This is a genomic window from Pimelobacter simplex (assembly GCF_900114845.1).
Classification (GTDB): Bacteria; Actinomycetota; Actinomycetes; order Propionibacteriales; family Nocardioidaceae; genus Nocardioides; species Nocardioides simplex.
Genome location: NZ_FOUK01000001.1, coordinates 437,015 through 461,205, shown reverse-complemented (window position 1 = coordinate 461,205; position 24,191 = coordinate 437,015). Strand labels below are relative to the sequence as shown.

The following is a 24,191-nucleotide window of genomic DNA, read 5'->3' as shown; positions in this document are numbered from 1 at the left end:
GCTCGTGACCGGGACCACGTCGCACGCGGGTAAGGTGCGGCCCGTGCTGCTCAGCGACCGCGACATCACCGCCGAGATCGACGCCGGACGGATCGCCCTCGAACCCTACGAACCGTCCATGCTGCAGCCGTCGTCGATCGACGTCCGCCTCGACCGGTTCTTCCGGGTGTTCGACAACCACAAGTACCCCTCGATCGACCCGGCGGCCGACCAGTCCGACCTGACCCGCGTGGTGGAGCCGGAGGGCGACGAGCCGTTCATCCTGCACCCCGGCGAGTTCGTGCTCGGCTCGACGTACGAGGTCGTCACGCTGCCCGACGACATCGCCGCGCGCGTCGAGGGCAAGTCGTCGCTGGGCCGGCTCGGGCTGCTCACGCACGCGACGGCGGGCTTCGTCGACCCCGGCTTCTCGGGGCACGTCACGCTTGAGCTCGCCAACGTGGCGACGCTGCCGATCAAGCTCTACCCGGGCATGAAGATCGGGCAGTTCTGCTTCTTCCGGCTCACCTCGCCGAGCGAGCACCCCTACGGCTCGGAGAAGTACGGCTCGCGCTACCAGGGCCAGCGCGGCCCGACGCCGTCGCGCTCGTTCCAGAACTTCCACCGCACCTCGATCTGAGACCGAGCGAGGTTAGGCTAACCTGACCTCATGACTGTCGAGCAGAACGAGTACGTCGCCACGCTCCCCATGATCCTCAGCGAGGTCGAGGTGGTGCGGGTCGAGCGGGTCTCGCCGTCGTTCGTGCGGGTCGAGCTCGGCGGTGAGGCACTGGCCGAGGTCGGGCCCGACGGACCGGTCCTCGACCAGCGGTTCAAGATCATCTTCCCCACCCCGGCGGGCACGCTGCCGTCGTTCGCGAACGCCGACGAGTCGTGGTGGACCTCGTGGATCGAGATCCCCGAGGCCGAGCGCGGCTCGATGCGCACTTACACGATCCGCGACGTCGTCGGCACCGGTGCGCAGACCCGGGTCGTGGTCGACATCGTCGTCCACGACACCGACGGGCACGACGACGGCGACCCCATGGAGGGTGCCGGCAACCGCTGGGCGCTGCAGGCCGCGCCGGGCCAGCGCCTGGTCGTGCTGGCGCCGCGCCGGGGCCACGAGTTCGGCGGCATCGAGTGGGAGCCCGGGACGGCGAGCCGGCTGCTCCTCGCCGGCGACGAGACCGCCGCCCCGGCGATCCGTGGTGTGCTGCGCGACCTGCCCGCCGACGCGAGCGGTGCGGCCTTCATCGAGGTGCCGGTCGACGGCGACGTGCTCGACGACGTCACCGCGCCGGCCGGCGTCCAGGTCACCTGGCTGCCGCGCAACGGCAGCGCGCGCGGCGAGCGGCTGCACGCCGCCGTCCTCGCGCACCTGACCGGAGCGACGCCCACCGAGCAGGTCGCCGTCACCGACGACGAGATCGACCCGGACCTGTGGGAGACGCCCGTCTACTCCTCGTCGGGCGAGCAGGTCGCCGAGGCGACCGCCGTCCCGACCGACGACACCCCCTACGCCGGCCTCTACGCCTGGATCGCCGGCGAGTCCAAGATCGTGACCGGCCTGCGTCGCAAGCTGGTCAACGATCTCGGGCTCGACCGCCGCCAGGTCGCGTTCATGGGCTACTGGCGCGAGGGCGTCTCGATGCGCTCCTGACCCTGCCCCCCGGTCGTACCGGACAAAATGGTCGTGAATTCGTCGAATTCACGACCATTTTGTCCGGTACGACGGGAACGATCAGACGGCGGCGGCCTCGCGCTCGCCCACGATGGTGAGCGCGATGTCGACGATCATGTCCTCCTGGCCGCCGACGAGCCGGCGCCGGCCGCACTCCATGAGGATCTCGCGGACGTCGACGCCGTACTGCTCGGCGGCGCGCTCGGCGTGCCGCAGGAACGACGAGTACACGCCGGCGTAGCCGAGGGTGAGCGTCTCGCGGTCGACCCGGACCGGGCGGTCCTGGAGCGGCCGCACGATGTCGTCGGCGGCGTCCTGCAGCTGGAAGACGTCGCAGCGGTGCTCGAAGCCCATCAGGTCGGCGACCGCGACGAACGCCTCGATCGGGCAGTTGCCCGCCCCGGCACCGTGGCCGGCGAGCGAGGCGTCGACCCGGTAGACGCCGTTCTGGACGGCGACCACGGAGTTGGCCACCGACAGCGAGAGGTTCTCGTGGGCGTGGATGCCGATCTCGGTCTCCGCCTTCAGCACGCCGCGGTAGGCCTGCACGCGGGCGGCGACGTCGTCCATGGTGAGCCGGCCGCCGGAGTCGGTGACGTAGACGCAGTGGGCGCCGTACGACTCCATCAGCTTGGCCTGCTGGGCGAGCTGCTCGGGCGGCGCCATGTGCGAGAGCATCAGGAAGCCGGAGACGTCCATGCCGAGCTCGCGCGCGGCGTCGATGTGCTGCGCCGAGACGTCGGCCTCGGTGCAGTGGGTCGCGATGCGCACCGAGCGCACGCCCAGGTCGTAGGCGTGCTTCAGGTCGTGGACGGTGCCGACGCCGGGCAGCAGCAGCGTGGTGAGCCGGGCGTTCTTCAGCACCGACGCGGCAGCCTCGATCCACGCCCAGTCGCTGTGCGAGCCGGGGCCGTAGTTGACCGAGCCGCCGGCCAGGCCGTCGCCGTGCGCGACCTCGATGGCGTCGACGCCGGCCTCGTCGAGGGCGACGACGATCCGCTTCACGTCGGCGGGGTCGATCCGGTGCCGGATCGCGTGCATGCCGTCGCGCAGGGTGACGTCCTGGACGAAGATCTGGGGGTTCTGGTCGCTCATGCCTGTGCCGCCTTCGCTGCCGCGATCCGCTCGGCGACCTGGAGGCCGGCCGAGGTCATGATGTCGAGGTTGCCGGCGTACGCCGGGAGGTAGTGGCCCGCGCCGGTGACCTGGAGGAACACCGACACCTGGTGGGTCGGGCGGTCCGCGCCGTCGGCGAGCAGCGTCTCGACGGGCTGGTCGCCGGGGATCTCGGTGATCTGCACCCTCTGCACGAGCTGGTAGCCCGGCACGTAGGCCGCGACGTCGGCCACCATCTTCTCCACGCTCTGCCGGATCTCGTCGTGCACGCCCGGGTCGGGCGCGCTGACGAGGGCGAAGACGGTGTCGCGCATCATCAGCGGCGGCTCGGCCGGGTTGAGGATGATGACGGCCTTGCCCCGCTGCGCGCCGCCGACGCGGGCGATCGCGCCCGAGGTGGTCTCGGTGAACTCGTCGATGTTGGCGCGCGTGCCGGGGCCCGCGGACTTCGACGAGATCGAGGCGACGATCTCGGCGTACGCGACCGGGACGACGCGCGAGATGGCCGCCACGATCGGGATCGTGGCCTGGCCCCCGCAGGTGACCATGTTGACGTTGGGGGCGTCGAGGTGCTCGTCGATGTTGACCGCCGGGACGACGAACGGCCCGATCGCCGCCGGCGTCAGGTCGATGAGCCGCTTGCCGAGCGGGCGCAGCAGGGCGTCGTTGTGGACGTGCGCCTTGGCCGAGGTGGCGTCGAAGACGATGTCGATGTCGGCGAACTCCGGCATCGCGATGAGGCCCTCGACGCCCTCGTGCGTGGTCGGGACGCCGAGGTCACGGGCCCGGGCGAGCCCGTCAGAGGCCGGGTCGATGCCGACCAGCGCGCCCATCTCGACGTGCTGCGCGGTCTGCAGCACCTTGATCATCAGGTCGGTGCCGATGTTGCCCGACCCGATGATCGCCACCTTGGTCTTGCGACTGCTGGTCATGACTGCTCCTTCGTGCTGAACGTGATGGCGAGCGACCCGAGGCCGTCGATGGTGACCTCGACGGCGGCGCCGGGAGCGGCCGGGCGCATCGGGCCGAGCGCGCCGGAGAGGATGACCTGGCCCGCGCGCAGCGGGTCGCCGAGGTCGCGGGCCTGCCGGGCCAGCCACTGGACGGCGACGAGCGGATCGCCGAGCGAGGCGGCGCCGGTGCCGACGGAGTCGTCCTGGCCGGTGACGGTCATCGTCATCGCGGCGTCCTTGGGCACGAACCCGTCGGCGAGCGTGCGGCGCTCGGTGCCGAGCACGTAGGAGCCTGCCGAGGCGTTGTCGGCGACCGTGTCGGCGAAGCTGATGTCCCAGCCCGCGATCCGGCTGTCGCAGATCTCGATAGCTGCGACCGCGTAGTCGATCGCGGCGGCGACCTGGTCGAGCTCGAGCTCGCCCTCGGCGAGGTCCGCGCCCAGCACGAACGCGATCTCGCCCTCGACCTTGGGCTGCAGCAGGCTGCTGATGTCGACCGGCGCCGCCGCCTCGTGGACCATGTCGTCGAAGAGGACGCCGAGGTCGGGGGTGTCGACCCCCAGCTGCTGCTGGACGGCCTGCGAGGTGGCGCCGATCTTGCGGCCGACGACGCGGGCGCCGGCGGCGAGGCGGTGGGCGTTGAGCTGCTGCTGGACGGCGTAGGCGAGCTCGATGTCGCGCTCGCCGATGAGGTCCCGGATCGGCGAGCACGGCTGGTTCGTCGTCAGCGCGGTGTGCAGCCGCTCGGCCGCGGCGCTCACCGCGGCGTCGAGATCGAGGGTCGATTCGGTCATGGCGCCACTCTCCCGGGCGCGCGGCCGGCAAACCATGCCCGCGTTCCACTCACCGGTACGCTGTCGGCGTGAGTGGCGCGGAGGACGCCGAGCTCGACACGGTGCTCGGCAAGGCGGTCGCGATCCTGCGCGCCTTCGGCGCCGACGACCGGCTGCTCCCGCTCGCCGAGCTGGTCCGTCGCACCGGCCTGCCGAAGGGGACCGTGCACCGCGTCGCCGGCGACCTCGTCCACCACCGGCTGCTCGACAAGACCGAGCACGGCTACCGTCTGGCCGGCGGCCTCTTCGAGCTCGGCATGCGTGCGGCCACCGAGCGGACCCTGCTCGAGGTGGCGATGCCGTTCCTGCAGGACCTCTACGAGCGCACCCACGAGACCGTCCACCTGGGCCTGCGCGAGGGCACCGAGGTCGTCTACGTCGCCAAGATCGGCGGGCACCGCCAGGCCCGCAGCCCCTCGCGCACCGGCGGGCGGATGCCGATGCACTGCACCGCCATCGGCAAGGCGCTGCTCGCGCACGCCGAGCCCGACGTCCGGGCGGCGGCGCTCAGCGGCCCGCTCCCCCGTCGTACGCCGCACACGGTGGTGGCGCCGGGCCTGCTCGAGCAGCAGCTCGACCGGGTCCGCGCGACCGGGCTGGCCTACGAGCGCGAGGAGTCCACCGTCGGCCTGCTCTGCGTCGCGGCACCCGTGCTCGACGTCGGCACCGGCGCGGTGCTGGCCGCACTCAGCGTCACCGGACCGGTCGGCCGGTTCCGCCCCGAGGTGCACGAGAACGCCGTCCGGGCCACGGCGGCGGCGATCGCGGGCATGCTCACCCGCCGCCCGGGGGCGGTCAGCGCACCGCCATCGTGAGGCTCGACGGCGTCCCCGGACCGGTGTGGATCGTGACCGGCACCAGGTGCCCGACCAGGTCGGGCACGGTCGAGAGCAGGTGCGGGACGTCGAACGCCTGCACCGAGATCCGCAGCCGGTGCCCGGGGGCGATCACCGCGCCGGTCGGGAAGATCTCGACGTCGACCGGTGCCACCTGGCCGCGCGGGAGCCGCGCCTTCGCCGCCCGCGTGAACGGGTGGTACGGCTGCAACAGCCTGCCGTCGAGGTAGCGCGAGCGGGACTTGTCGAGCGCGCGGTGCGCGATGGTCTGCCAGCCGCCGCTGATCCGGGACACGGTGCCGTCGGGGGCGACGTCCTCGACGGCGACCGACAGCATGCCGTCGCCGCTCGGCGTCGACACGAACAGCCGCGCGTCGAGCGGGCCCTGGAAGCGGACCGCCTTGGCCATCGGCGCGGTGTCGAAGGTGACGCCGCCGAGGTCGTTGAGCCTGTTGTCCTTGAAGCACGGCAGGTCCTTGAGCAGCAGGCCGGGGATGCCCGCGGTCCACTGGCTGGCCGAGCGGGTGCACAGGCCCGTCACCGGCACCGGCGGGACGACGGCCGTGCCGGCGGCCGGCGTCCCGGTGGTGAGCGTGCCGGCCTTGCCGCCGATGCTCGCCGAGCCGGAGAGCTGGAAGGAGCGCGCCCGCAGGTCGGTGTCGATCCACTTCGCCTTGCGCACCCACGCGCCGGAGCCCTGCTCGTAGTAGGTCAGCGGGGAGATCTGGCCGAGCTTGCCGTCGCGGCCCTTGAGGTACTGGTCGAACCAGCGCAGCTGGAGCTCGTTGAGCGGGCCGTAGCCGGCCTTGGCGACCTCGGCGCCGGACGAGCCCTGCAGGTGGTCCCACGGGCCGAAGATCAGCTTGGTCGGGACACCTCGCTGCTGCAGCCGCTCGAAGACCAGCGGCGTGCCGCGCTGAAAGAGGTCGAACTCGCCGCCCACCAGGAAGGTCGGCACGGTGACCTTGTCGAGCACCTCGATCGGCGAGCGCTCGCGGTAGAACGGGCCGTCGTACGCCGGGTCGCCGCCGAGCAGCGCCTGGGTGGCGAGCGGCAGCGTGAACGTGAGCCCGCCCATCAGGTGGTCGAGCGCCATCTTCAGGCCCGCCTTCGGCTCCTGCAGGCCGTACGCCGGCGGGATCACGCCCGTCGCCGTGACCAGGCCCAGCCAGAGCGGGATGAACCCGACGTCGATCTGACCGCCGGACGCGACGACGTCGCGGTAGACGTCGGCGGCCGGCACCTGCGGGAAGATCGCCTTGAGCCCCTTGGGCTGGCGGGCGGCGGCGAACAGCTGCGAGATGCCCATGTACGACGCGCCGGTCATGCCGACCTTGCCGTTGCTCCACGACTGGCGGGCGGCCCACTCGACGATCGCGCCGGCGTCCTTGCCCTCGCGGGCGCTGAACGCGCCCCACTGCCCCTGCGCGGAGCCGGTGCCCCGGGCGTCGACGGTCAGCTGGGCGTAGCCGCGCTTGACCAGGTACGCCGGCTCGGCCCCCGAGAGCACCGCCCCGCCGCCCGCGGACAGCACCGTCTTGTTGTAGGCCGTGATCGTGACCAGCACCGGCAGCGGGGTGGTGACCGGCTTGCCGTCGGCGCCGGCCGGGCGGAGCAGGTCGCCGCGCAGCACCACGCCGTCGTCCATGGTGATGGGGATGTCGCGGGTGGTGACCGTCGCGGAGTAGTCGGCGGCGCGCGGGGTCCAGGGGGCGGCCGCCGCGGTGCGGGCGGACGGGGTGCCGGTGCCGGTGCTCGGGGCGCCGGCGGCAGCCGCGGCGGGCCGTGCGGCCGGGCGGCGGTGGGTCCGGGCAGGGGCCGCGGCCCGACCTGGGTGGGCAGCGGCCGCGGTCGCCGTGGTCGCCGTGGTCTCCGTGCCCGCGCTCGGGGCCGCGGTCGGAGCGGCCTCGGCGGCGGGCAGGACCAGCGCGGCGGTCAGGGCCGCGGCGGCCAGTGCGGCGGTGGAGCGGCGGTGCCGCGGGGTCAGGTCGATCATGGTGAGCCCTCCCTGGGGTACTCACCGGTAACGAGCGGGACGTGGCGTCGGTCACGGCCCGCTGCTGACCGTCGTACCGGACAATTTGGTCGTCATTCAGGCCGTTTCACGACCATTTCGTCCGGTACGACGGCGGGGTCAGGGTTGGTCGGGCATGTTCGTCCAGCCCTTGCCGTCGTGGCGGCGGTACCAGCCCGACGCGGCGAGGGTGCCGCCGTCCACGGGGATCGTGTGCCCGGTGACGAAGCGGGCCGCGTCGCTGGTCAGGAAGTCGACGACGCCGGCGTGGTCGTCGGCCTCGGCGAAGCGGCCGAGCGGCAGCCACTGGGGGACGAGGTCCTCCGAGCGTCCGCGCAGCATCGCGGCGCGCGAGGTCTGGGCGGTGTCGGTGAGATCCGGCGCGATCGCGTTGACCCGGACGCCGCGCGGGCCGAGCTCGACCGCCATGCTCTTGGTGAAGGCCGAGACCCCCGCCTTGAAGGCCGAGTACGGCGCGCTCGCGGGGATCCCGCGGTAGGCCTCGACGGTCGACAGGTTGACGATCGACGAGCCGGCGACCAGGTGCGGCAGGACGGCGTACGTCATCGTGAAGACGTGGCGCAGGTTGAGCTCGTAGAGCCGCTGCCACTGCTCGGGCGTGCTGTGCGCGAAGTCCCGCGAGGCGGGCCGGAAGTCGCCCACGTTGTTGACGACGACGTCGATCGCGCCGCGGATCGCGACGGCCGCCGCGACCACCTCGGCCACGACCTCGTCCGCGGTCACGTCCCCCACGACGACGGTGCAGGTGCCGCCGTCCGCGCGGACGGCGGCGGCGGTCGCCGCGGCGGCGTCCCCGTCGATGTCGTTGAGCACCACGTGGTCGCCCCGGGCCGCGAGGGCGCGGCTGATCGCGCCCCCGATCCCGCTCGCGCCGCCGGTGACGATGCTGGTCCGGTTCATGTCTCTCTCCTCTGCTGCTGGTCTGGCAGGATCGCGCCGTGCCACCCGCGACCCCCGAGCCCGCCGCGCGGCCGCTGCGCGTCCGCGAGGACCCGGCGGTTCGGCGGCAGGCGATCCTCGAGGCCGCCGCGCGGCTGTTCGCGACCCACGGCTTCGCCGACACGACGGTGCGCGACATCGGCGACGAGGTGGCGATCAAGTCGGGCAGCCTCTACCACTACTTCGCGTCCAAGGACGCGATCCTCGAGGCGGTGCTGCGCGAGTTCCTCGCCGACCTGGGGACGGCGACGGCGGCGATCGTGTCCGCCGGCACCAGCCCGCGCCGGCAGGTCACCGACCTGGTCCGGCACGCGTTCACCCTGATGGGCGAGCGGCCGTACTGGGTGCTGACCTACCAGAACGAGTTCCTCCGCCTGGCCGGCCAGCCGGGCTTCGAGTTCGTCGCCGGCGAGAGCGCGCGGATCGAGGCGGCCTGGGTGGCCGCGCTCACCGCGAGCGCGGAGGCCGGCGACTTCGCTGTCGACGTCCCGGTGGCGGTGCGCTACCGCCTGGTCCGGGACGCGACCTGGACGGCGGTGCGCTGGTACCGCCCCGGCGAGGAGCTCGACGCGGCGGCCCTCGCCGAGCGGTACGTCGCCGTCTTCTACGGCAACCACGCCGCGGGCTAGCTGCGGGCGGGCAGCGCGTCGACGGCGGCGACCATCGCGCGCAGCGTCGCGGGGACGTCGCCGCGCGGGTAGCCCAGCCGCGCGACGACGTCGGCGTCCGGCTCGTAGGACAGCGTGGTGCCCTTGCCGGCGACCAGGAAGTCGTCGGGCAGGAAGACGTGGTCGTCGTCGCAGACCGCCACGCGCCGCTCGGCACCGGCCCCGGCGGCGTCGAAGAGCGCCTGGAAGTAGTCCTGGAACGAGAGGTTCACGTCGCCGATGAGGTACGCGCGGCCGGCCTCGCCGTCGGCGAGCGCGCCCGCGACGGCCGCGGCGACGGCGTGGACCGACATGTAGTTGGTGCCGCCGCGGGGCGCGCAGTCGGGCACCTGGCCGGCCATCTCGCCGCGGGCCCAGCGGACCATCTTGGCGAACCCGCGCAGCGCCCGGCCCGGCGCGACGCCGACGACATTGGGCGGGTTGACCGCGCACACGGCGAAGTCCTCGGTCGCCAGGTCGAGCACCGCGCGCTCGGCGACCGCACGGGCGCGGACGTAGGCGTTGGTCTCGGCCAGCTCCGGCAGCACCTGGTGGTAGTAGCTGCCGACCAGCACCGCCCGCCGGACGCCGGCGGCCCGGGCCTCGGCGAAGAACGCCGGCAGGCTCGCGGTCTGCACGTCCTGCCAGGTCTCCTCCGACGCGTGCGGGCCGACGTGGCGGATGTCCTGGGCCGCGGAGAACACGAGCGCGTCGACGTCCGCGAGCCGCTCGGCCCAGCCGGGCTGGGTGTAGTCGCCCTCGACGAACGGGTACGCCGCGGCGGGCGCGCCCTCCTCGGGACGGTTCCGCCCGGCCACCACGACGTCGTGCCCGCGGCGGGCGAGCTCGTCGGCCACGACCGACCCGATCAGTCCGGTTCCACCGACCACCAGGACCCGCATGTCATCCTCCGTTACCTACCGAGCGCTTGTTAGATAACGGTCAGCATGGTGGGGTCCGGCGGTTGCTGTCAACCGGCCCGTCCGCCCTCAGGCGGGGACGAGCGCGATGTCGCCGGAGACCGTGGTGGCGCGCAGCTCGACGTGGTCCGCACCGGGCTCGGGCTGGCCGACCGCGGGCAGCGACGAGGCGACCCGGCCGGTGACGGTGCTGAGGTCGGTCCACACCGGCGTCCCCGCGGGGACGCCGACCCGGACCCGGGTCGAGGCGCCCTTGACGGTGATCCGCCCGCGGCGCGCCGTCCGGACGACGACGTCGCCGGACCCGGTCTTGGCGCTGACGTCGGCCGCGCTGTCGCCCAGCTCGAGGTCGCCGGAGCCGGTCTTGACGACGACCGTGCCCAGCGCCTGGCCCAGGCAGACGTCGCCCGAGCCGGTCGAGACCGAGGCGGTGCTGACGACCCGGCCGAGGTCGACCGCGCCGGAGCCGGTGCGGACCCGGACGTCGCCGTCGACCTCGGCGACGGTGACGTCGCCGGAGCCGGTGTCGACGACCACCGTGGTCGCCTGGTCGAGGGAGACCGTCCCGGAGGAGGTCTTGACCCGGGCGGTCATCAGCCGGCCGGCGACCTCGATGTCGGCGCTGCTGCTGCGCGCGACGAGATCGCTGGCCACGGGGACGGCGACCTCGATGAGCAGGTCGTCCCCGCTGCCGAACAGGCCGCCGCGCGGCTTGGGCGCGACGACGTCGATCCGGCGCTCGTCCCGGGTGACCCGGACCTCGGCCGCGCGGGCGCCGGTGAGCGTCACCTCGGTGGTCGCCTGCTCGGCGGCGCGGACCACGATGCGGCCGCGGCCGTTCTCGACGTGGAGGCGGACGGGGCCGGGGGTCTCGAAGACCTGGCGGAGGGGTTCGTACGTGCTGGTCATGGCGTGCTCCTGGGTGCGGTGAAGGGGGGAGGTCAGAGCCAGCCGGTCATCCGGCGGTTGCCCGGCTGCCCCCCGAAGGGGAAGTCGCCGCCGAACGGCAGGCTGGTGAGGTCGACGTCGACGTGGACGGCGCGCTCGCTGGTCGCCCCGCGGACGAGGCCGACGAGCCAGGTGTTGAGGGACTGCCCGGCCTGGGTGGCGAGCTCGTCCGCGCGGGCCTTGAGCGACTCCGGCAGCCGGAGGCTGACCCGGGCCAGCCCCTCGTCCTCGTCGGGCAGGGCCGGCGGCGCCGGCGCGGCCGGCGGCTGCGGCGGCAGCCCCGGGTCGTCGCCGGCGTCGACCACGAAGGCGAGGTCGCGCCCGTCGAGTCGGACGTCGACCCCGCCGCGGGGCATCGTCGCGGTGATCTCGGAGGCGGCCTGGGAGATCGCCTCCATCACCGCGAGCCGGACGGCCGGGTCGAGCGCGTAGCCGAGCCGCTCGGCGACCTCGCGCGCCTCGGGTCCGGCGCTGTCGGCGGCGGCGAGGAGGTCGCGACGGAGGCTGTCGACGTAGGGCGTGATGTCCATGTGCACCACGATGACATCATCATGACGTCATTTCAAGGCGTCGATGACGTCAATCTAGGAGAGGTTGACGCCATAGATCTCGCCGCGGGCGTCGATCCACAGCTCGACCCGCCAGCCTTCGCACCGCGCGCCCCGCGGGGACAGGCCGACCAGATCGGCGCTCGCGGCGGCGTACCGGGACGGCAGCGCGCTGCGCGCCGGGCAGCCCGCCCGGCCTGACGTCACGGCGACGTCGCCGGTGAAGCGCAGGATCGTGGCGACCGGGTCGATCCCGCAATCGGGGAAGCCCAGGCCCGAGCAGCCCGCCCACGACCCGCGGTCGTCCGGGTGGTCGTTCCACCGGAGGGCACCGAAGTGGTCCTGGCCGCCGAGCATGTTCCGGACCCGCACGGCGAAGGCCGGCGCCTCCCCGCTCCCCCGGGCCCAGGCGACGAACCGGTCGGCGGTCGTCGCCCGGACCGGGTCCGGCGCGACCTGGCGCTCCGGCGGCAGGTCCAGGACGCTCATCTCGACCGCGGCGATCCGTCCCTCGTCGTCCAGGCGCCACCAGACCGCCTCCAGCGGGCACGGTGCGGTGCCGAGGGCGCGGTCGACGGTGACGAACGAGCCGCGCCCCGCGGTCCCGCACGCGGTCGCGCCGGAGCCGGCCCGGACGGCGGGCGGCCGCGCCCCGGGGCCGAGGTCCACCGGCGTCCGGGTGCCGAGCTCGCGCAGGAGCGCCGGTGCGGCGTGGCAGGTGCCGTCGCCGGCGCAGAGCGTCCAGGCCCGCGCCTCCGGGTCGCGCAGGTCGGCACCGTCGGCCTCGACCGCCGGACCGCCGGTCACCGAGAGCTCGACCCGGGGCGCGAGGCGCGGCACGTCCGCCCACCCGCGGGCGAACCGCAGCAGCCCCAGCGCGCGGGCGCTGTCGGGCTCGCCGACGCAGTCGACCGAGCTGCGCGGCACGCTCACCTGGAGCCGGACCTCGGCGCCGGCCGCCACCGGCTGCCCCGCCCCGGGCGTGGTCCGGGTGACCAGGCCGTCCGGCCAGCAGGCCCGCGGTCGCTCGCTCACCGTGACGCGCAGACCACGGCCGAGCCCTTCCAGCGCGGCGGCGGCCGCCTCCCGGTCGGCACCCAGCAGCGCGGGCATCCGGCTGTCGTCGTAGCGGTGCTCCTGCTCGACGGGCCGCCCGTCCGGACCGGCCGGGCCCGGCCGGTCGCCTCCGGTCCGGCCGGCGAGGACGACCACACCCACGATGAGGGCCACCGCGGCAGCGGCCGCCACCAGCAGCAGGCCGGTGCCGCGCCGGTGCTCGCGCGGAGGGACGCGGTCGGCGACCTCGATGGTCGCGGCGGCGCGGGCCAGCAGCGTCCGGGCCCGCTCCTCGCTCAAGTCATCGGACATCGGGTGCCTCCACGAGCGGCGCGAGCGCCGCGAGGGCGCGGGAGGTGCGGGACTTCACGGTGCCCGGCGCGACCCCCAGCGCCACCGCCGTGTCCCGCTCGGACAGGTCCGCCCAGAACCTCAGCACCAGCACCTCGCGGTGCTCCGGCGAGAGCGCGGCCAGCGCCCGGCGCACGGCGATCCCCTCGGCCCACCGGGGATCGGCGGCCGGGCCGTCGGGGAGCTCGGCCGTCGGCAGCTCACCGTTCCAGCGGCGCTGGCGGGCGTCGTACAGCGTGGTGACGAGGACCCGGTGGACGTAGGCGTCGGGCCGGTCCGCCGCCGTCACCCGCCGCCAGGAGCGGTAGCAGCGCAGGAGGGCGCTCTGGACGACGTCCTCCGCGTCGGCCGGCGGGCACCCCAGCAGCACGGCGGTCCGCACGAGCCGCGGGCGGCGCTCCGCGACGTACGCAGTGAAGTCCATGCCGGGCTCCTCCTCGGTCACTCAGTGTGACCGGCGAGGAGGTCCGGTCGGTTCCGAACGGCCGGATCGCTCAGAGGCCGAGGATCTCCGTGGACCGCTCGCGCATCTCGATCTTGCGGATCTTGCCGGTCACGGTCATCGGGAACTCGTCGACGAGCATGACGTAGCGCGGGATCTTGTAGTGCGCGAGCTTGCCCGTCGCGAACGCCTTGACCGCCTCGGCGTCGAGCGGCGTCGCGCCCGGCCGGATCCGGATCCAGGCGCAGAGCTCCTCGCCGTACTTCGCGTCGGGGACGCCGACCACCTGGACGTCCTCGACGTCGGGGTGGGTGTAGAGGAACTCCTCGATCTCGCGCGGGTAGATGTTCTCGCCGCCGCGGATGACCATGTCCTTGATCCGGCCCACGATGTTCGCGTAGCCGTCCTCGCGCATCACCGCGAGGTCACCGGTGTGCATCCAGCCGTCGGCGTCGATCGCCTCCGCCGTCTTCTCCGCGTCGTTCCAGTAGCCGAGCATCACGCTGTAGCCCTTGGTGCAGAACTCGCCCGGCTCCCCGCGCGGGACCGTCTCGCCCGTCACCGGGTCGACGATCTTGATCTCGACGTGGGGGGCGGCGCGCCCGATGGTCGCCGTGCGGCGGTCGAGGTCGTCGTCCGCCCGGGTCTGGCAGCTGACCGGACTGGTCTCGGTCATGCCGTACGCGATGGAGACCTCCGCCATGTGCATCTCGCTGATGCACCTCTTCATCACCTCGACCGGGCAGATCGAGCCGGCCATGATCCCGGTGCGCAGGGTGCTGAGGTCGTACGTCGCGAAGTCGGCGTGGTTCTGCATCGCGATGAACATCGTCGGGACGCCGTACACGCCGGTGCACTTCTCGTCCTGCACCGTGCGCAGCGTGATCGCCGGGTCGAAGCCCGGCGCCGGGATCACCATGGTCGCGCCGTGCGTGACGCAGCCGAGGTTCGCCATCACCATGCCGAAGCAGTGGTAGAAGGGGACCGGGATGCAGAGCCGGTCCTGCTCGCTGAAGTTGATCAGCTCGGTGACGAAGAAGCCGTTGTTGAGGATGTTGCGGTGGCTGAGCGTGGCGCCCTTCGGGAAGCCCGTCGTCCCGCTCGTGTACTGGATGTTGATCGCGTCGTCAGGGCTCAGCTCGCGCTGGCGCTCGGTGAGGGCGTCGGCAGGGAGGCCCGCCCCCGCGTCGATCAGGGCCTGCCAGTCGTCCGTGTCGACGTACAGCGTGCGCTCGAGGCCGGGGACCTCCCCCTTGCCCGTGACCTCCTCGACCATCCCCCGGTAGTCGCTGGTCTTGAAGCTCGTCGCCGCCAGCAGCAGGCGCAGCCCGGACTGGTTGACGGCGTACGCGAACTCGTGGGTGCGGTACGACGGGTTGACGTTGACGAGCACCGCCCCCGCCTTCGCCGCCCCGAACTGGACGATCGTCCACTCGGCACAGTTGGGCGCCCACATCCCGACCCGGTCACCCTTGCCGATGCCCAGCCCGATCAGCCCCCGGGCCACCTCGTCGACCGCATGGTCGAACTCGCGCCACGTCCAGCGACGTCCGCTCGCCACCTCGACCAGCGCCTCCCGGTCGGGCCACCGGGCGACCGTCCGCTCGAGATTGGCTCCGATGGTCTCCTCGAGAAGAGGAGTGGTGGTCTCACCCGCGGCGTACGACAGCTCGGTCATGAGTCCATCGTCGCGCGCGGGTGAGCGCGGTCACACCCCTCTAATGAGGGTAGGCGGTGCTCAGGTGGTGCTCAGAGGTCGAAGAGGGACCCGGCCTCGTTGATGTCGGCGTCCGTGCGGGGCTGGTGGGCCGCGCCGGAGGACGGGGACGGGGGCGCGGGCTTGGGTGCCTCGGGCTCGGGCTCGGGGTCGGGCTCGGGCTCGGTCGCCGGCTCGGGCTCGGCGGCCGCGGGGGCTGCCGGCGTCGCCGCGGGGGCCGGGGCGGCGGGAGCGGCGATGTCGAACAGCGATCCCATGGCGTTGAGGTCGACGTCGGTCGCGGGCTCCGGCTCGGGTGCCGCCTCGGGGGTCGGCGCCGGCGCCGGCTCGGGCTCGGGCTCGGCAGCCGCGGGGGCTGCCGGTGTCGCCTCCGGGGCCGGGGCCGGGGCGGCAGGAGCGGCGATGTCGAACAGCGATCCCGCGGCGTTGAGGTCGACGTCGGTCACGGGTTCGGGCTCGGAGGCGGCCGCGGGGGCCGACTCCGGCTCCGGCTCAGCGGCCGCCGGCGCTGCAGGCGCGGGCTCGGCGGCGGGCGCGGGCTCGGGCTCGGCGGCGGGCGCGGGCTCGGGGGTCGCGATGTCGAACAGCGAGCCGCCGGAGCCCAGGTCCGCGGACGGGGCCGGGGCCGGGGTGGCCTCCGCCTTGGCCTTGGCCTCGGGTTCGGGTTCGGCGAGGTCGAACAGCGATCCGCCGGAGCCGAGGTCGGCCTTCTCGGCCGGCTTCTCGGCAGGCTTCTCCGCCGGCTTGGCCTCGGCGGCAGGAGCCGGGGCGGGGCTGTCGAAGAGCGATCCGCTGTCGTCGAACAGCGAGCCACCCGACTTCGCGGCAGGCTCAGCCGGCTCAGCCGGAGCAGGAGCAGCCGGCTCAGGAGCAGCCGGAGCAGGCGTGTCGAACATCGAGCCCGGGTCGTCGAACATCGACGACCCACCAGACGCCTTGGCCGCGGGACCGACGTCCTCGGTCTCGACGACGGTGTCCTCGGTGATGGTGACGTCGCCCGCCTCGGGCTCGGCCTTGGTCTCGACCGACCCCGAACCAGCAGCAGCCGGAGCGGCCGCCTTGGGCGCGAGCGGCGTCCCCTGACCCGGGAGCAGCTTGGTGGCCTGCTCGCCCTTCACCGAGGCGAGGAGCATCTGCGCGACGTCGAGGACCTCGACCTCCTCGCGCGCCTCGCCGTCGGCCTGCATCTTGGTCAGGCCGTCGGAGAGCATGACGCGGCAGAACGGGCAGCCGACGGCGACCTGGTCGGCGCCGGTGCCGACGGCCTCGGCGGTGCGGTTGAGGTTGATCCGCTCGCCGATGGTCTCCTCCATCCACATGCGGGCGCCGCCGGCGCCGCAGCAGAAGGACCGCTCGGAGTTGCGCTCCATCTCGGCGAGCTCGGCGCCGGGGAGGATCTGGAGGAGGTCGCGGGGCGGGGTGTAGACCTGGTTGTGGCGACCCAGGAAGCAGGGGTCGTGGTAGGTGATCTTGCGGTCGTGCGCGCCGGCACCGGAGGCCACCGGGGTCAGCTTGCCCTCGCGCACGAGGCGGTTGAGCAGCTGGGTGTGGTGGATGACCTCGAGCTCGATGCCGAGGTCGCGGTACTCGTTCTTGAGCGTGTTCATGCAGTGCGGGCAGGTGGAGACGACCTTCTTGGCCTTGGCCTCGGTCAGGGTCTCGATGTTCTGCTGGGCCAGGCCCTGGAACACGAACTCGTTGCCCGCGCGGCGGGCGGAGTCACCGGTGCACGTCTCGCCGTTGCCGAGGACGCCGAACGAGACGCCCGCGAGGTCGAGGAGCTCCGCGACGGCGCGGGTGGTCTTCTTCGCGCGGTCCTCGTAGGCGCCGGCGCAGCCGACCCAGAAGAGCCAGTCGACGGACTCGAGGTCCTCGATCTGGTCACCGACGACCTTGACCTCGAAGGGCAGGTCCTTGGCCCAGTCGAGGCGGGCCGTGGGCGACATGTTCCACGGGTTGCCCTTGTTCTCGAGGCCCTTGAAGAGGCCGTTGAGCTCGGAGGGGAAGTTCGACTCGACGAGCACCTGGTAGCGGCGCATGTCGACGAAGTGGTCGACGTGCTCGATGTCGACCGGGCACTGCTGGACGCACGCACCGCAGTTGGTGCAGGCCCACAGGGCGTCCTCGTCGACGACGAAGTCGCCGCCCTCGGGCATGTAGAACCAGTCGTCGACGCCGTCGGCCTGGTCGTGCTCGGTCTTGCCGACGAGGGCGCGCTGCTCGGCGCCACCGGCGACGGCGTACGCCTCCTCGCGCATCGCCATCATCATCAGCTTGGGCGAGAGCGGCTTCTCGGTGTTCCAGGCGGGGCACTGCGACTGGCAGCGACCGCACTCGGTGCAGGTCGTGAAGTCGAGGATGTCCTTCCAGGAGAAGTCCCAGATGGAGCCGGCGCCGAGCATCGCGTCCTCGTCGAGGTCGTCGACGTCGTCGAGGGTGATCGGCTTGCCGCCGGAGGTGAGGGGCTTGACCGCGCCGAGGGCCGTGCGGCCGGTCTCCTCGCGCTTGAACCAGATGTTGAACCAGGCGGTGAACCGGTGCCAGGCCACGCCCATGGTCAGGTTGGTCGAGATCACCATCAGCCAGACCATGGCGGAGACGATCTTGACCATCGCGATGAAGAAGATGATGTTCTCGAGCGTGCCGACGGAGTCGTGGCCGGTCGGGAAGAGGTTCGCGAAGAACTGCGAGACGGGGAAGTGGAAGCCGTCGGCGTGCTCGGCGGCCTCGCCGCCGTGGGCCTTGGCGAGGTTGTACTCGGCGCCGCGGATGAAGAGGATCGCGGAGCTCTCGAGGAGCACCATCGCCTCGACGAAGTAGGCCTGCCACATGGTCGAGCCGAAGAACCGGCTGCGCCGGCCCAGCTGCGAGGGCTTGTGGGTGAGCCGGTAGGCGATCAGCGGGATGATCGCGATCGTGCCGAGCAGGCCGAGCAGCTCGGCGACCCACTCGTAGACCCACCACTTGCCGATCACCGGGATGGTGAACTCGGGGTCGAAGAGCTGGATGTACGCCGCGGCGACCGCCGTCGAGAGCGCGATGAACGCCGCGAAGGCGAACCAGTGCAGGATGCCGATCCACGTCCACTGGAGCATCCGGGTGTGGCCGAAGGTCTCCTTCAGCATCGTCAGCGTGCGGCCCACGGGGTTGCCGGTGCGCCCGGGCGCCGGCTGACCCCGCTTGATCACCCCGAGCATCGCCCTCACGGCGCGCACCGTCAGAGCGACGGCGACGACCGTGACGGCCAGGGAGACGACGATCGCAAGGGTCTGCATGGTGTCCAACAGCTCCTCATCCGCAGGGAGTCAGGGGCGCGCACACAGGTGTGCGCCGGACGAGCCTAGTGCCGACGGCCGGGGCAGGTCGCGATAGGCAACCCTTACCAGCGCCGCCCGCCACGGGCCCGCTCGAGCGAATCCTACCGACAGGTAACTTCACCTGCGCCGTGATCCCCGCCTCACCGGAACCGGACGGCCTTGACCTTCCCGGCCGCACCGAAGCGGACGACGACCTTGACCTTCGCCTTCTGCTTCGACTTCGCGCAGAAGACGAACTTCGTGCCGAGCCGCTCGTACGGCTGACCGACGCGGGCCATCACATCACGGGTGCTCATCCGCGTGCGCACCATCCGCTTCGCGAGACGCAGCGCCTTCGCCTTCGACATCCGCAGCCCGGGGTTGCGGCACGAGTCGGCACGGACGCCGTACGTGCGCTCCCACATCTGCAGGTAGGCCTCGGCACCACGGGCCATGTCGTCGACGATCTTGGCGCCGTCACCGCGGCGCTGGGCGTCGGCGACCTTGCGCAGGTCCTCGACCCAGTCCGGGTAGAGGCCGTACTGCGCGACGCCGTCGGCGTTGATGTCCCAGGTGCGCTGGCCGGCGCGCTGCTTGTCGATCCGGACGCCGCCCAGGCCGGTGAAGGGGTACTTCACGGGATTGGGGACGTCGGTCCCGCGCGGGTTGCCCTGGGCGCCGAGCCCGTTGATGTCGGCGCCGAATCCGAAGCCGAAGTAGTAGCGCGAGTCGGCCCAGCCGAGGTGCCGGCGCCACTTGGCGACGAAGCCCGTCGAGTCCCCCGCGTACGGCGTGATGAAGCCGCCCGCCCGGTAGATCCGCGGGTAGGTGTCCGGGGTGGACCACGAGTGGCTGGAGATCACGCCCGGGTAGCGCATGCCCTCGATGACGTCCATGGACGCCGAGCGCGCCTTGACCGAGAGGTGATCCGGGTCGAAGACCATCTTCCGCTTCGCCAGCCCCTTGATGGTGTGCACGCCCAGGTCGGTCAGGCCGCGCTTGTTGCAGTGCGCGGGCTGGGGGTAGAGCGGCAGCGCCGGCAGGATGCCGAGCACCTTGCCGAGGGCACCGAAGAGCGCGTCCTGCTGGCCGGCGGTGATGTCGGGCAGCGTGATCTGCGCGTTGTCGGCCGACTCGCCGTCGGCGGGCTCGCAGTGCTCCATCGCCCAGAACGAGCCGGTCTCGAGGAAGTTGGCGGCGTTGACCAGCGGCCCGATCGCTCCGGCATCGCCGGCGACGCCGGCCAGGGCGTTGTCGAACTTGTTGACCAGCTCCATCTGGCGCACGCCGAGCCGGTGCATCGCGTCGAGGTTGGCGTCGATCTCGGCCGAGGTGCAGGCGGGCTGGTCGCGCCCGAGCACCTTCTTGTAGGTGCAGCCGAACGGGATCGACGTCTCGATGCCCATGACGACGGCCATCTTGCCGCCGTTGATCACGCGCCGGGCCTCGAAGGGGTCCTTGACGATCCGGTAGAAGCCCTTGCCGGGGCCGCCGAACTGGGCGTCGATGTAGTTCTGCATCTTCACCATGTCGGCGGCCTGCAGCCGGATGGAGTCCATGTCGTTGCAGGAGTTCCGCTTGAGCGGGTAGAGCTGGCAGAGCTTGTTGTTCTCGACGAGCAGGTTGACGAAGAGCCGCTGCCCGCCGCGCCAGGCCCGCTCGAGCCAGCGGTAGTACGTGCCCTCGTGGGTCAGCGACTCGGGCGCCGGCCAGTCCTTGAAGGTCGGCCAGCCGACCGGGTCGTGCGAGGCCTTGCCCGAGAGCACCGACTCGAGCAGTGCGCCCTTGCCGCCGGTGACCTTGTGGTCGGGGCAGTCGTCGAGGGCGTACGGCGCGCCGTACTCGTGCCACGGGCGGCCGCAGTGCACCTTGCCGCCGAGGAACTCGAAGGCCATGCCGTGGGTGTGCGCGTCGACGAACCCGCGCACCTCCTGGTACGACGTCACGCCGGCGAACGGGTCGCCCGTGACGTCGATCCCCGCCTCCGGGTACGCCGGGCACCCGCGCGCCGCGCGCAGCCCGAACGGCGTCCCGGAGCTGCCCGAGCCGAGCACGCCGCGCGCCTTGGCGACCAGCGCCTTGGCGCCGATCGCGAGCACGAAGCCCCGCGCGGACCTGGTGACGGTCCAGTCGGCCTGGGCGCTCGGCTTGGCTGCGACGCTCACCGCGCCGGTGCGCTGCAGGGTGAGCTCGCCCTGCGGCGTGTGCAGGAGGTAGCCGCCCAGCCGGGTGGCCTTGAAGTAGTAGGGGCCGAAGCTGCCGACGGGCGAGCTGAGCGTGTAGCAGCCGCCGGCCATGGCGTAGCGGTCAGCCGGGACGACGGTGCGCGCGGGGTACGCGCGGACGTGGGTCAGCTTCGGGTCGGGGAGCGCGCGCTGCGCGGCGACGTACTTCTCGGCGGAGCGGCGCTCGCCGGCGGTGGTCGGGTCGACCGCCTCGTCGCCCACCGCGAGCCCGCGCGACACGTCGTTCTTGGTGGCCGGGTCGTTGTGGTCGTGCGGCGCGAGGAGCGCGTCGTCGTGCGGGATGCCGCGGTCGGACTTCGCCTGCTCGCTCGCGGCGGCGAGGCTGAGCCCGCCGTCACCGGTGCCGCTCGTCGGGACCGCGAGGGCGACCCCCACGACCGCCAGCGCGACCAGCGCGGCCAGCCCGACCCGGCGGCTCCCGCTCCCCTGCTCCTGCGTCACGTCCTCAGCCACAGCCTTACCTCCCTGTCTCCGGGCGCACCGGAGTGACCCCGATCACTGCTCCAACGACGCCGCCGCGCGGAGGTGACGGGAAATGTGAATGACTGTCAGATTCGCTCTCCCGGCATGATGACGGGCATGACCTCCTCCCGCCCGCTCGGCGCGCTCGGCGCCGCCCTGGCGCTGTGCCTGACCCTCGCCGCCTGCGGGGACGACGCGGTGGCCGGCAAGGCCGGCGCGACCGGCGTCCCCACTCCGACGGGCGAGCCGACCCGGATCACCGACCGCGGCGACCTGTCCGTCGCGCGCAGCGAGACCCGCGAGGACTCGGTCTACCCGGAGCCCGGCGACCCCGTCGTCGACGCCCTTCACTACGCCCTCGACCTCACCTGGGACCCCGAGCAGGACCGGCTCACCGCGGAGCAGAGGCTCACCTTCCGCGCCACCGCCGACGCCCCGCGGATCCCGCTCGCCCTCAGCGACGCGCTCGAGGTCAGCGCGCTCACCGTCGACGGCGAGAAGGCGGAGTTCACCGGCGACGGCGACCGGCTCACCATCGACCACCCGGTCACGGCCGACCAGCAGTACGTCGTCGAGCTCGCCTACGCCGGCACGCCGCGCCCGGCCGAGGCACCCAGCACCCGCTCGGACTTCCGCCAGGGCCTGGGCTGGAACATCACCGACGACCACGAGACCTGGACGATGCAGGAGCCCTTCGGCGCCTTCACCTGGTACGCCGTCAACGACCAGCCCGCCGACAAGGCGCTCTACGACTTCACCCTCACCGTGCCCGAGCCGTGGTCCGGCGTGGCCAACGGCGTGCTCACCGACACGACCACGCGCAACGGCATGGTGACCGACGTCTGGCACCTGGCCGAGCCGGCGTCGTCGTACCTGGTGACGGTGGCGTTCGGGCACTACCAGCGCACCGACCTGAAGTCGGCGAGCGGCGTGCCCATCCAGATCTGGGCGCCGGCCGACGGCGAGCCGCTGCCCGGCGGCACCGGCACCGCGCCCGACGCGATCGACTGGCTCGAGAAGATCCTCGGGCCCTACCCGTTCGAGAGCTTCGGCATCGTCGTCGTCGACAACGAGAGCGGCATGGAGACCCAGACGATGGTCACCCTCGGCAACACCGAGTACAGCCTGTCGCCGGCGGTCGTCGTCCACGAGGCGGCGCACCACTGGTACGGCGACACGGTCAGCCCCGCGGACTGGTCCGACGTGTGGATGAACGAGGGCATGGCGATGTACCTCCAGGGCATGTGGGAGGCCGAGCAGCAGAGCATCCCGGTCGCGCAGAAGATGGACGAGTGGGCCGGCTTCGAGGACGACCTGCGCGCGAGCGCCGGTCCGCCGGGCGCCTACGACCCGCAGCAGTTCGGCGACGGCAACATCTACTACGGCCCGGCCCTGATGTGGCAGGAGCTGCGCGAGAAGATCGGCGACGACGAGTTCTTCGCGCTGCTGGAGGACTGGCCGGCCAGCCGCGAGAACCGCTCGACCGACCGCGCCGACTACCTGGGCTGGATCGAGAAGCAGACCGGCGAGGACCTCGGCGCGTTCTTCGACGCCTGGCTGCTCGGCAAGCAGTCGCCGCCACGCGGCTGAGCGCGCCGACCCTTCCCAGGAACTGAAACGCGTTCTACTCTCCGGGGATGCGCCTTCGCTCCCTGGCGGCCGCGGCCGCTGCCGGCGTCCTCGCCCTGACCCTCGGCACGGCCGGCTCGACGTCGGCCGCGGCCGGCGACGACCCGGCCCTGCCGGGGCTGCCGGCCCTGCCGACGATCCCCGGGCTGCCGATCCCCCCGCTGCCCACCGACCTGCTGGTCCCCCGCTTCACCGGCGCGGCCGTCACGCCGCAGCCGCTCGACGCGCCACCCGTGCCGCAGAACCCGTTCCTGGCCCCCAACGGGCGCAGCAGCATGCACAACGACGCCTACAGCACCGACGCGTACGCCGTCTCGGGGCCGACCGGGCGCGGGCTGATGATGCGCACGGCGTCCTACGGCATCCGCGAGTGCGCGACCGTCGCGTTCGACTCGCGGGACCGGATCGTCGGCCTGTGCGGCGGGCTCGAGGGCTTCACGCTCATGGTGATCGACCCGGTCACGCTGCGCGCGATCTCCCAGCTGCAGCTCTCGAAGCGCGACCTCGCCTCCGGCGCGAACCCGCTGACCGACATCTGCGGCGGCACCTACTTCTTCCTCGACGGCGACGACCGGGCCTTCGCCACCACCACCGACGCGGCGATCGCCGAGGTGAGCGTGACCGCCGCCGGCGGGCTGGTGAAGGGACGGCGGTGGCCGCTGGCGTCGTACCTGCCGGAGGACGACTGCCTCGTCGCGACCGGCGTCGACTGGTCCGGACGGCTGTGGTGGTTCAGCCAGCAGGGCACCGTCGGCACGCTCGACCGGGCCACCGGCGCGGTCCGCACGCTGCGGCTGCCCGCGGGCGAGGGCATCTACAACTCGGTGTCGACCGACGAGACCGGCGGCGTCTACTTCGTCTCGACCCACCAGACCTATCGCCTCGACGCAGCCGCCGACGGCACGCCTGGGATCACCTGGGCGATCCCCTACGACCGCGGCACCCGCAAGAAGCCCGGCATGCTGTCGCAGGGCTCGGGCACCTCGCCCACGCTCATCGGCGAGAAGTGGATCGTCGTCGCCGACAACGCCGAGCCGCGCAGCCACGTGATCGTCTACGACCGGCGCACCGGCGTCCCCGCCGGGCAGCGCGAGCACTGCTCGATCCCGGTCCTCGCCGATGGCGCCAGCACCACCGAGAACAGCCTCGTCGCCGCGGGGAACTCGGTGATCATCGAGAACAACTACGGCTACGCCGGCGTGCAGTCGACGCTGCTCGGGCGGTCGACGACGCCCGGCGTCTCGCGGGTGATGATCGAGGACGACGGCTGCCACGTCGCCTGGACCAACCCCACCGTCGCCCCCACCTCGGTACCGAAGGCCTCGCTCGGCAACGGCCTGGTCTACGTCTACTCGAAGCCGCCGGGCAACCTCCTCGACGCGTGGTACGTCACCGCCATCGACATCCGCACCGGCCAGACCCGCTGGAGCCGCCTCACCGGCACCGGGATCCAGTGGAACAACCACTACGCGGCGATCTACCTCGGCCCCGACGGGTCGCTCTACGTCGCCACGATCGTGGGGCTGATCCGGCTCGCGGACTCCTGAGCCGGGG

General features: G+C 72.7%; 19 protein-coding genes. 6 read left to right on the top strand and 13 right to left on the bottom strand.

Translation table 11 applies throughout. The features are described 5' to 3' along the window. Window positions 1-4 precede the first annotated feature (4 nt). Together dcd and BM223_RS02170 are read left to right on the top strand one after the other, a co-directional pair. Complete coding sequence (gene dcd, locus BM223_RS02175) at window positions 5-619, top strand: dCTP deaminase (protein ID WP_082003810.1); 615 nt, start codon at window positions 5-7, stop codon at window positions 617-619. 30 nt (window positions 620-649) lie between these two features. Then, entirely contained in the window at window positions 650-1,642 is a 993-nt protein-coding gene (locus BM223_RS02170) for a siderophore-interacting protein (protein WP_038681999.1), read from the top strand. An 81-nt stretch (window positions 1,643-1,723) separates the two neighbouring features. Here BM223_RS02170 and dmpG read toward each other — a convergent pair whose 3' ends face one another. Genes dmpG through BM223_RS02155 form a run of 3 tightly spaced genes read right to left on the bottom strand, consistent with a single transcriptional unit; the run spans window position 1,724 to window position 4,526 of the window. Beyond that, window positions 1,724-2,758 (bottom strand): 4-hydroxy-2-oxovalerate aldolase, encoded by a 1,035-nt coding sequence (gene dmpG, locus BM223_RS02165; RefSeq protein ID WP_038682001.1) that lies wholly within the window; start codon window positions 2,756-2,758, stop codon window positions 1,724-1,726. Beyond that, entirely contained in the window at window positions 2,755-3,711 is a 957-nt protein-coding gene (locus BM223_RS02160) for an acetaldehyde dehydrogenase (acetylating) (protein WP_038682004.1), read from the bottom strand. The genes dmpG and BM223_RS02160 overlap by 4 nt, the downstream gene beginning before the upstream one ends. Continuing rightward, entirely contained in the window at window positions 3,708-4,526 is an 819-nt protein-coding gene (locus BM223_RS02155) for a 2-keto-4-pentenoate hydratase (RefSeq protein ID WP_038682005.1), read from the bottom strand. Before BM223_RS02155 ends, BM223_RS02160 begins: the two co-directional genes overlap by 4 nt. Window positions 4,527-4,594: 68 nt before the next feature. Between BM223_RS02155 and BM223_RS02150 the strand changes: the two genes are divergently transcribed. After that, on the top strand, window positions 4,595-5,380 hold the full coding sequence (locus tag BM223_RS02150; RefSeq protein ID WP_038682007.1) for an IclR family transcriptional regulator: 786 nt from the start codon (window positions 4,595-4,597) through the stop codon (window positions 5,378-5,380). Here the strand turns inward: BM223_RS02150 and BM223_RS02145 are convergent. Further along, entirely contained in the window at window positions 5,361-7,397 is a 2,037-nt protein-coding gene (locus BM223_RS02145; RefSeq protein WP_052139057.1) for a CocE/NonD family hydrolase, read from the bottom strand. The genes BM223_RS02150 and BM223_RS02145 overlap by 20 nt on opposite strands. Window positions 7,398-7,535: 138 nt before the next feature. Continuing rightward, on the bottom strand, window positions 7,536-8,336 hold the full coding sequence (locus BM223_RS02140) for an SDR family NAD(P)-dependent oxidoreductase (protein WP_038682010.1): 801 nt from the start codon (window positions 8,334-8,336) through the stop codon (window positions 7,536-7,538). 38 nt (window positions 8,337-8,374) lie between these two features. Here BM223_RS02140 and BM223_RS02135 point away from each other — a divergent pair, with 38 nt between their 5' ends. Continuing rightward, on the top strand, window positions 8,375-9,004 hold the full coding sequence (locus BM223_RS02135) for a TetR/AcrR family transcriptional regulator (RefSeq protein ID WP_052139058.1): 630 nt from the start codon (window positions 8,375-8,377) through the stop codon (window positions 9,002-9,004). Here the strand turns inward: BM223_RS02135 and BM223_RS02130 are convergent. The 8 genes from BM223_RS02130 to BM223_RS02095 all read right to left on the bottom strand — a co-directional run bounded on the left by BM223_RS02130 (window position 9,001) and on the right by BM223_RS02095 (window position 20,999). Then, window positions 9,001-9,924 (bottom strand): NAD-dependent epimerase/dehydratase family protein, encoded by a 924-nt coding sequence (locus tag BM223_RS02130; RefSeq protein ID WP_038682012.1) that lies wholly within the window; start codon window positions 9,922-9,924, stop codon window positions 9,001-9,003. The two genes, BM223_RS02135 and BM223_RS02130, sit on opposite strands and share 4 nt — an antisense overlap. Before the next feature lie 87 nt (window positions 9,925-10,011). Beyond that, on the bottom strand, window positions 10,012-10,851 hold the full coding sequence (locus BM223_RS02125) for a DUF4097 family beta strand repeat-containing protein (protein WP_038682014.1): 840 nt from the start codon (window positions 10,849-10,851) through the stop codon (window positions 10,012-10,014). Between the two features lie 32 nt (window positions 10,852-10,883). Further along, the gene (locus BM223_RS02120; protein ID WP_038685376.1) at window positions 10,884-11,420 is read right to left on the bottom strand and encodes a toxin-antitoxin system HicB family antitoxin; all 537 of its coding nucleotides are present in this window, start codon (window positions 11,418-11,420) and stop codon (window positions 10,884-10,886) included. Window positions 11,421-11,474: 54 nt separating this feature from the next. Next, entirely contained in the window at window positions 11,475-12,806 is a 1,332-nt protein-coding gene (locus BM223_RS02115; protein ID WP_082003812.1) for a PASTA domain-containing protein, read from the bottom strand. Beyond that, complete coding sequence (locus BM223_RS02110) at window positions 12,796-13,269, bottom strand: SigE family RNA polymerase sigma factor (RefSeq protein ID WP_038682019.1); 474 nt, start codon at window positions 13,267-13,269, stop codon at window positions 12,796-12,798. The genes BM223_RS02115 and BM223_RS02110 overlap by 11 nt, the downstream gene beginning before the upstream one ends. A gap of 70 nt (window positions 13,270-13,339) precedes the next feature. After that, window positions 13,340-14,965, bottom strand: coding sequence for an AMP-binding protein (locus BM223_RS02105; protein ID WP_038682021.1), 1,626 nt, complete (start codon window positions 14,963-14,965; stop codon window positions 13,340-13,342). A 71-nt stretch (window positions 14,966-15,036) separates the two neighbouring features. Continuing rightward, on the bottom strand, window positions 15,037-18,279 hold the full coding sequence (locus BM223_RS02100) for a (Fe-S)-binding protein (RefSeq protein ID WP_038682023.1): 3,243 nt from the start codon (window positions 18,277-18,279) through the stop codon (window positions 15,037-15,039). A gap of 182 nt (window positions 18,280-18,461) precedes the next feature. After that, entirely contained in the window at window positions 18,462-20,999 is a 2,538-nt protein-coding gene (locus tag BM223_RS02095; protein ID WP_052139060.1) for an amidohydrolase family protein, read from the bottom strand. A gap of 126 nt (window positions 21,000-21,125) precedes the next feature. Here BM223_RS02095 and BM223_RS02090 point away from each other — a divergent pair, with 126 nt between their 5' ends. Continuing rightward, the gene (locus tag BM223_RS02090; protein WP_141267408.1) at window positions 21,126-22,598 is read left to right on the top strand and encodes a M1 family metallopeptidase; all 1,473 of its coding nucleotides are present in this window, start codon (window positions 21,126-21,128) and stop codon (window positions 22,596-22,598) included. A gap of 47 nt (window positions 22,599-22,645) precedes the next feature. Then, complete coding sequence (locus BM223_RS02085; protein ID WP_038682025.1) at window positions 22,646-24,184, top strand: hypothetical protein; 1,539 nt, start codon at window positions 22,646-22,648, stop codon at window positions 24,182-24,184. The last annotated feature ends 7 nt before the right edge of the window (window positions 24,185-24,191 follow it).

Bases quoted from the DNA above. Each gene is read 5' to 3' on its own strand.
- BM223_RS02170 (WP_038681999.1), top strand. From the start codon at position 650: ATGACTGTCGAGCAGAACGAGTACGTCGCCACGCTCCCCATGATCCTC.
- BM223_RS02085 (WP_038682025.1), top strand. From the start codon at position 22,646: ATGCGCCTTCGCTCCCTGGCGGCCGCGGCCGCTGCCGGCGTCCTCGCC.
- BM223_RS02090 (WP_141267408.1), top strand. From the start codon at position 21,126: ATGACCTCCTCCCGCCCGCTCGGCGCGCTCGGCGCCGCCCTGGCGCTG.
- BM223_RS02115 (WP_082003812.1), bottom strand. From the start codon at position 12,806: ATGTCCGATGACTTGAGCGAGGAGCGGGCCCGGACGCTGCTGGCCCGC.
- BM223_RS02155 (WP_038682005.1), bottom strand. From the start codon at position 4,526: ATGACCGAATCGACCCTCGATCTCGACGCCGCGGTGAGCGCCGCGGCC.
- BM223_RS02140 (WP_038682010.1), bottom strand. From the start codon at position 8,336: ATGAACCGGACCAGCATCGTCACCGGCGGCGCGAGCGGGATCGGGGGC.
- BM223_RS02125 (WP_038682014.1), bottom strand. From the start codon at position 10,851: ATGACCAGCACGTACGAACCCCTCCGCCAGGTCTTCGAGACCCCCGGC.
- BM223_RS02130 (WP_038682012.1), bottom strand. From the start codon at position 9,924: ATGCGGGTCCTGGTGGTCGGTGGAACCGGACTGATCGGGTCGGTCGTG.
- BM223_RS02160 (WP_038682004.1), bottom strand. From the start codon at position 3,711: ATGACCAGCAGTCGCAAGACCAAGGTGGCGATCATCGGGTCGGGCAAC.
- BM223_RS02105 (WP_038682021.1), bottom strand. From the start codon at position 14,965: ATGACCGAGCTGTCGTACGCCGCGGGTGAGACCACCACTCCTCTTCTC.
- BM223_RS02100 (WP_038682023.1), bottom strand. From the start codon at position 18,279: ATGCAGACCCTTGCGATCGTCGTCTCCCTGGCCGTCACGGTCGTCGCC.
- BM223_RS02120 (WP_038685376.1), bottom strand. From the start codon at position 11,420: ATGGACATCACGCCCTACGTCGACAGCCTCCGTCGCGACCTCCTCGCC.
- BM223_RS02145 (WP_052139057.1), bottom strand. From the start codon at position 7,397: ATGATCGACCTGACCCCGCGGCACCGCCGCTCCACCGCCGCACTGGCC.
- BM223_RS02110 (WP_038682019.1), bottom strand. From the start codon at position 13,269: ATGGACTTCACTGCGTACGTCGCGGAGCGCCGCCCGCGGCTCGTGCGG.
- dmpG (WP_038682001.1), bottom strand. From the start codon at position 2,758: ATGAGCGACCAGAACCCCCAGATCTTCGTCCAGGACGTCACCCTGCGC.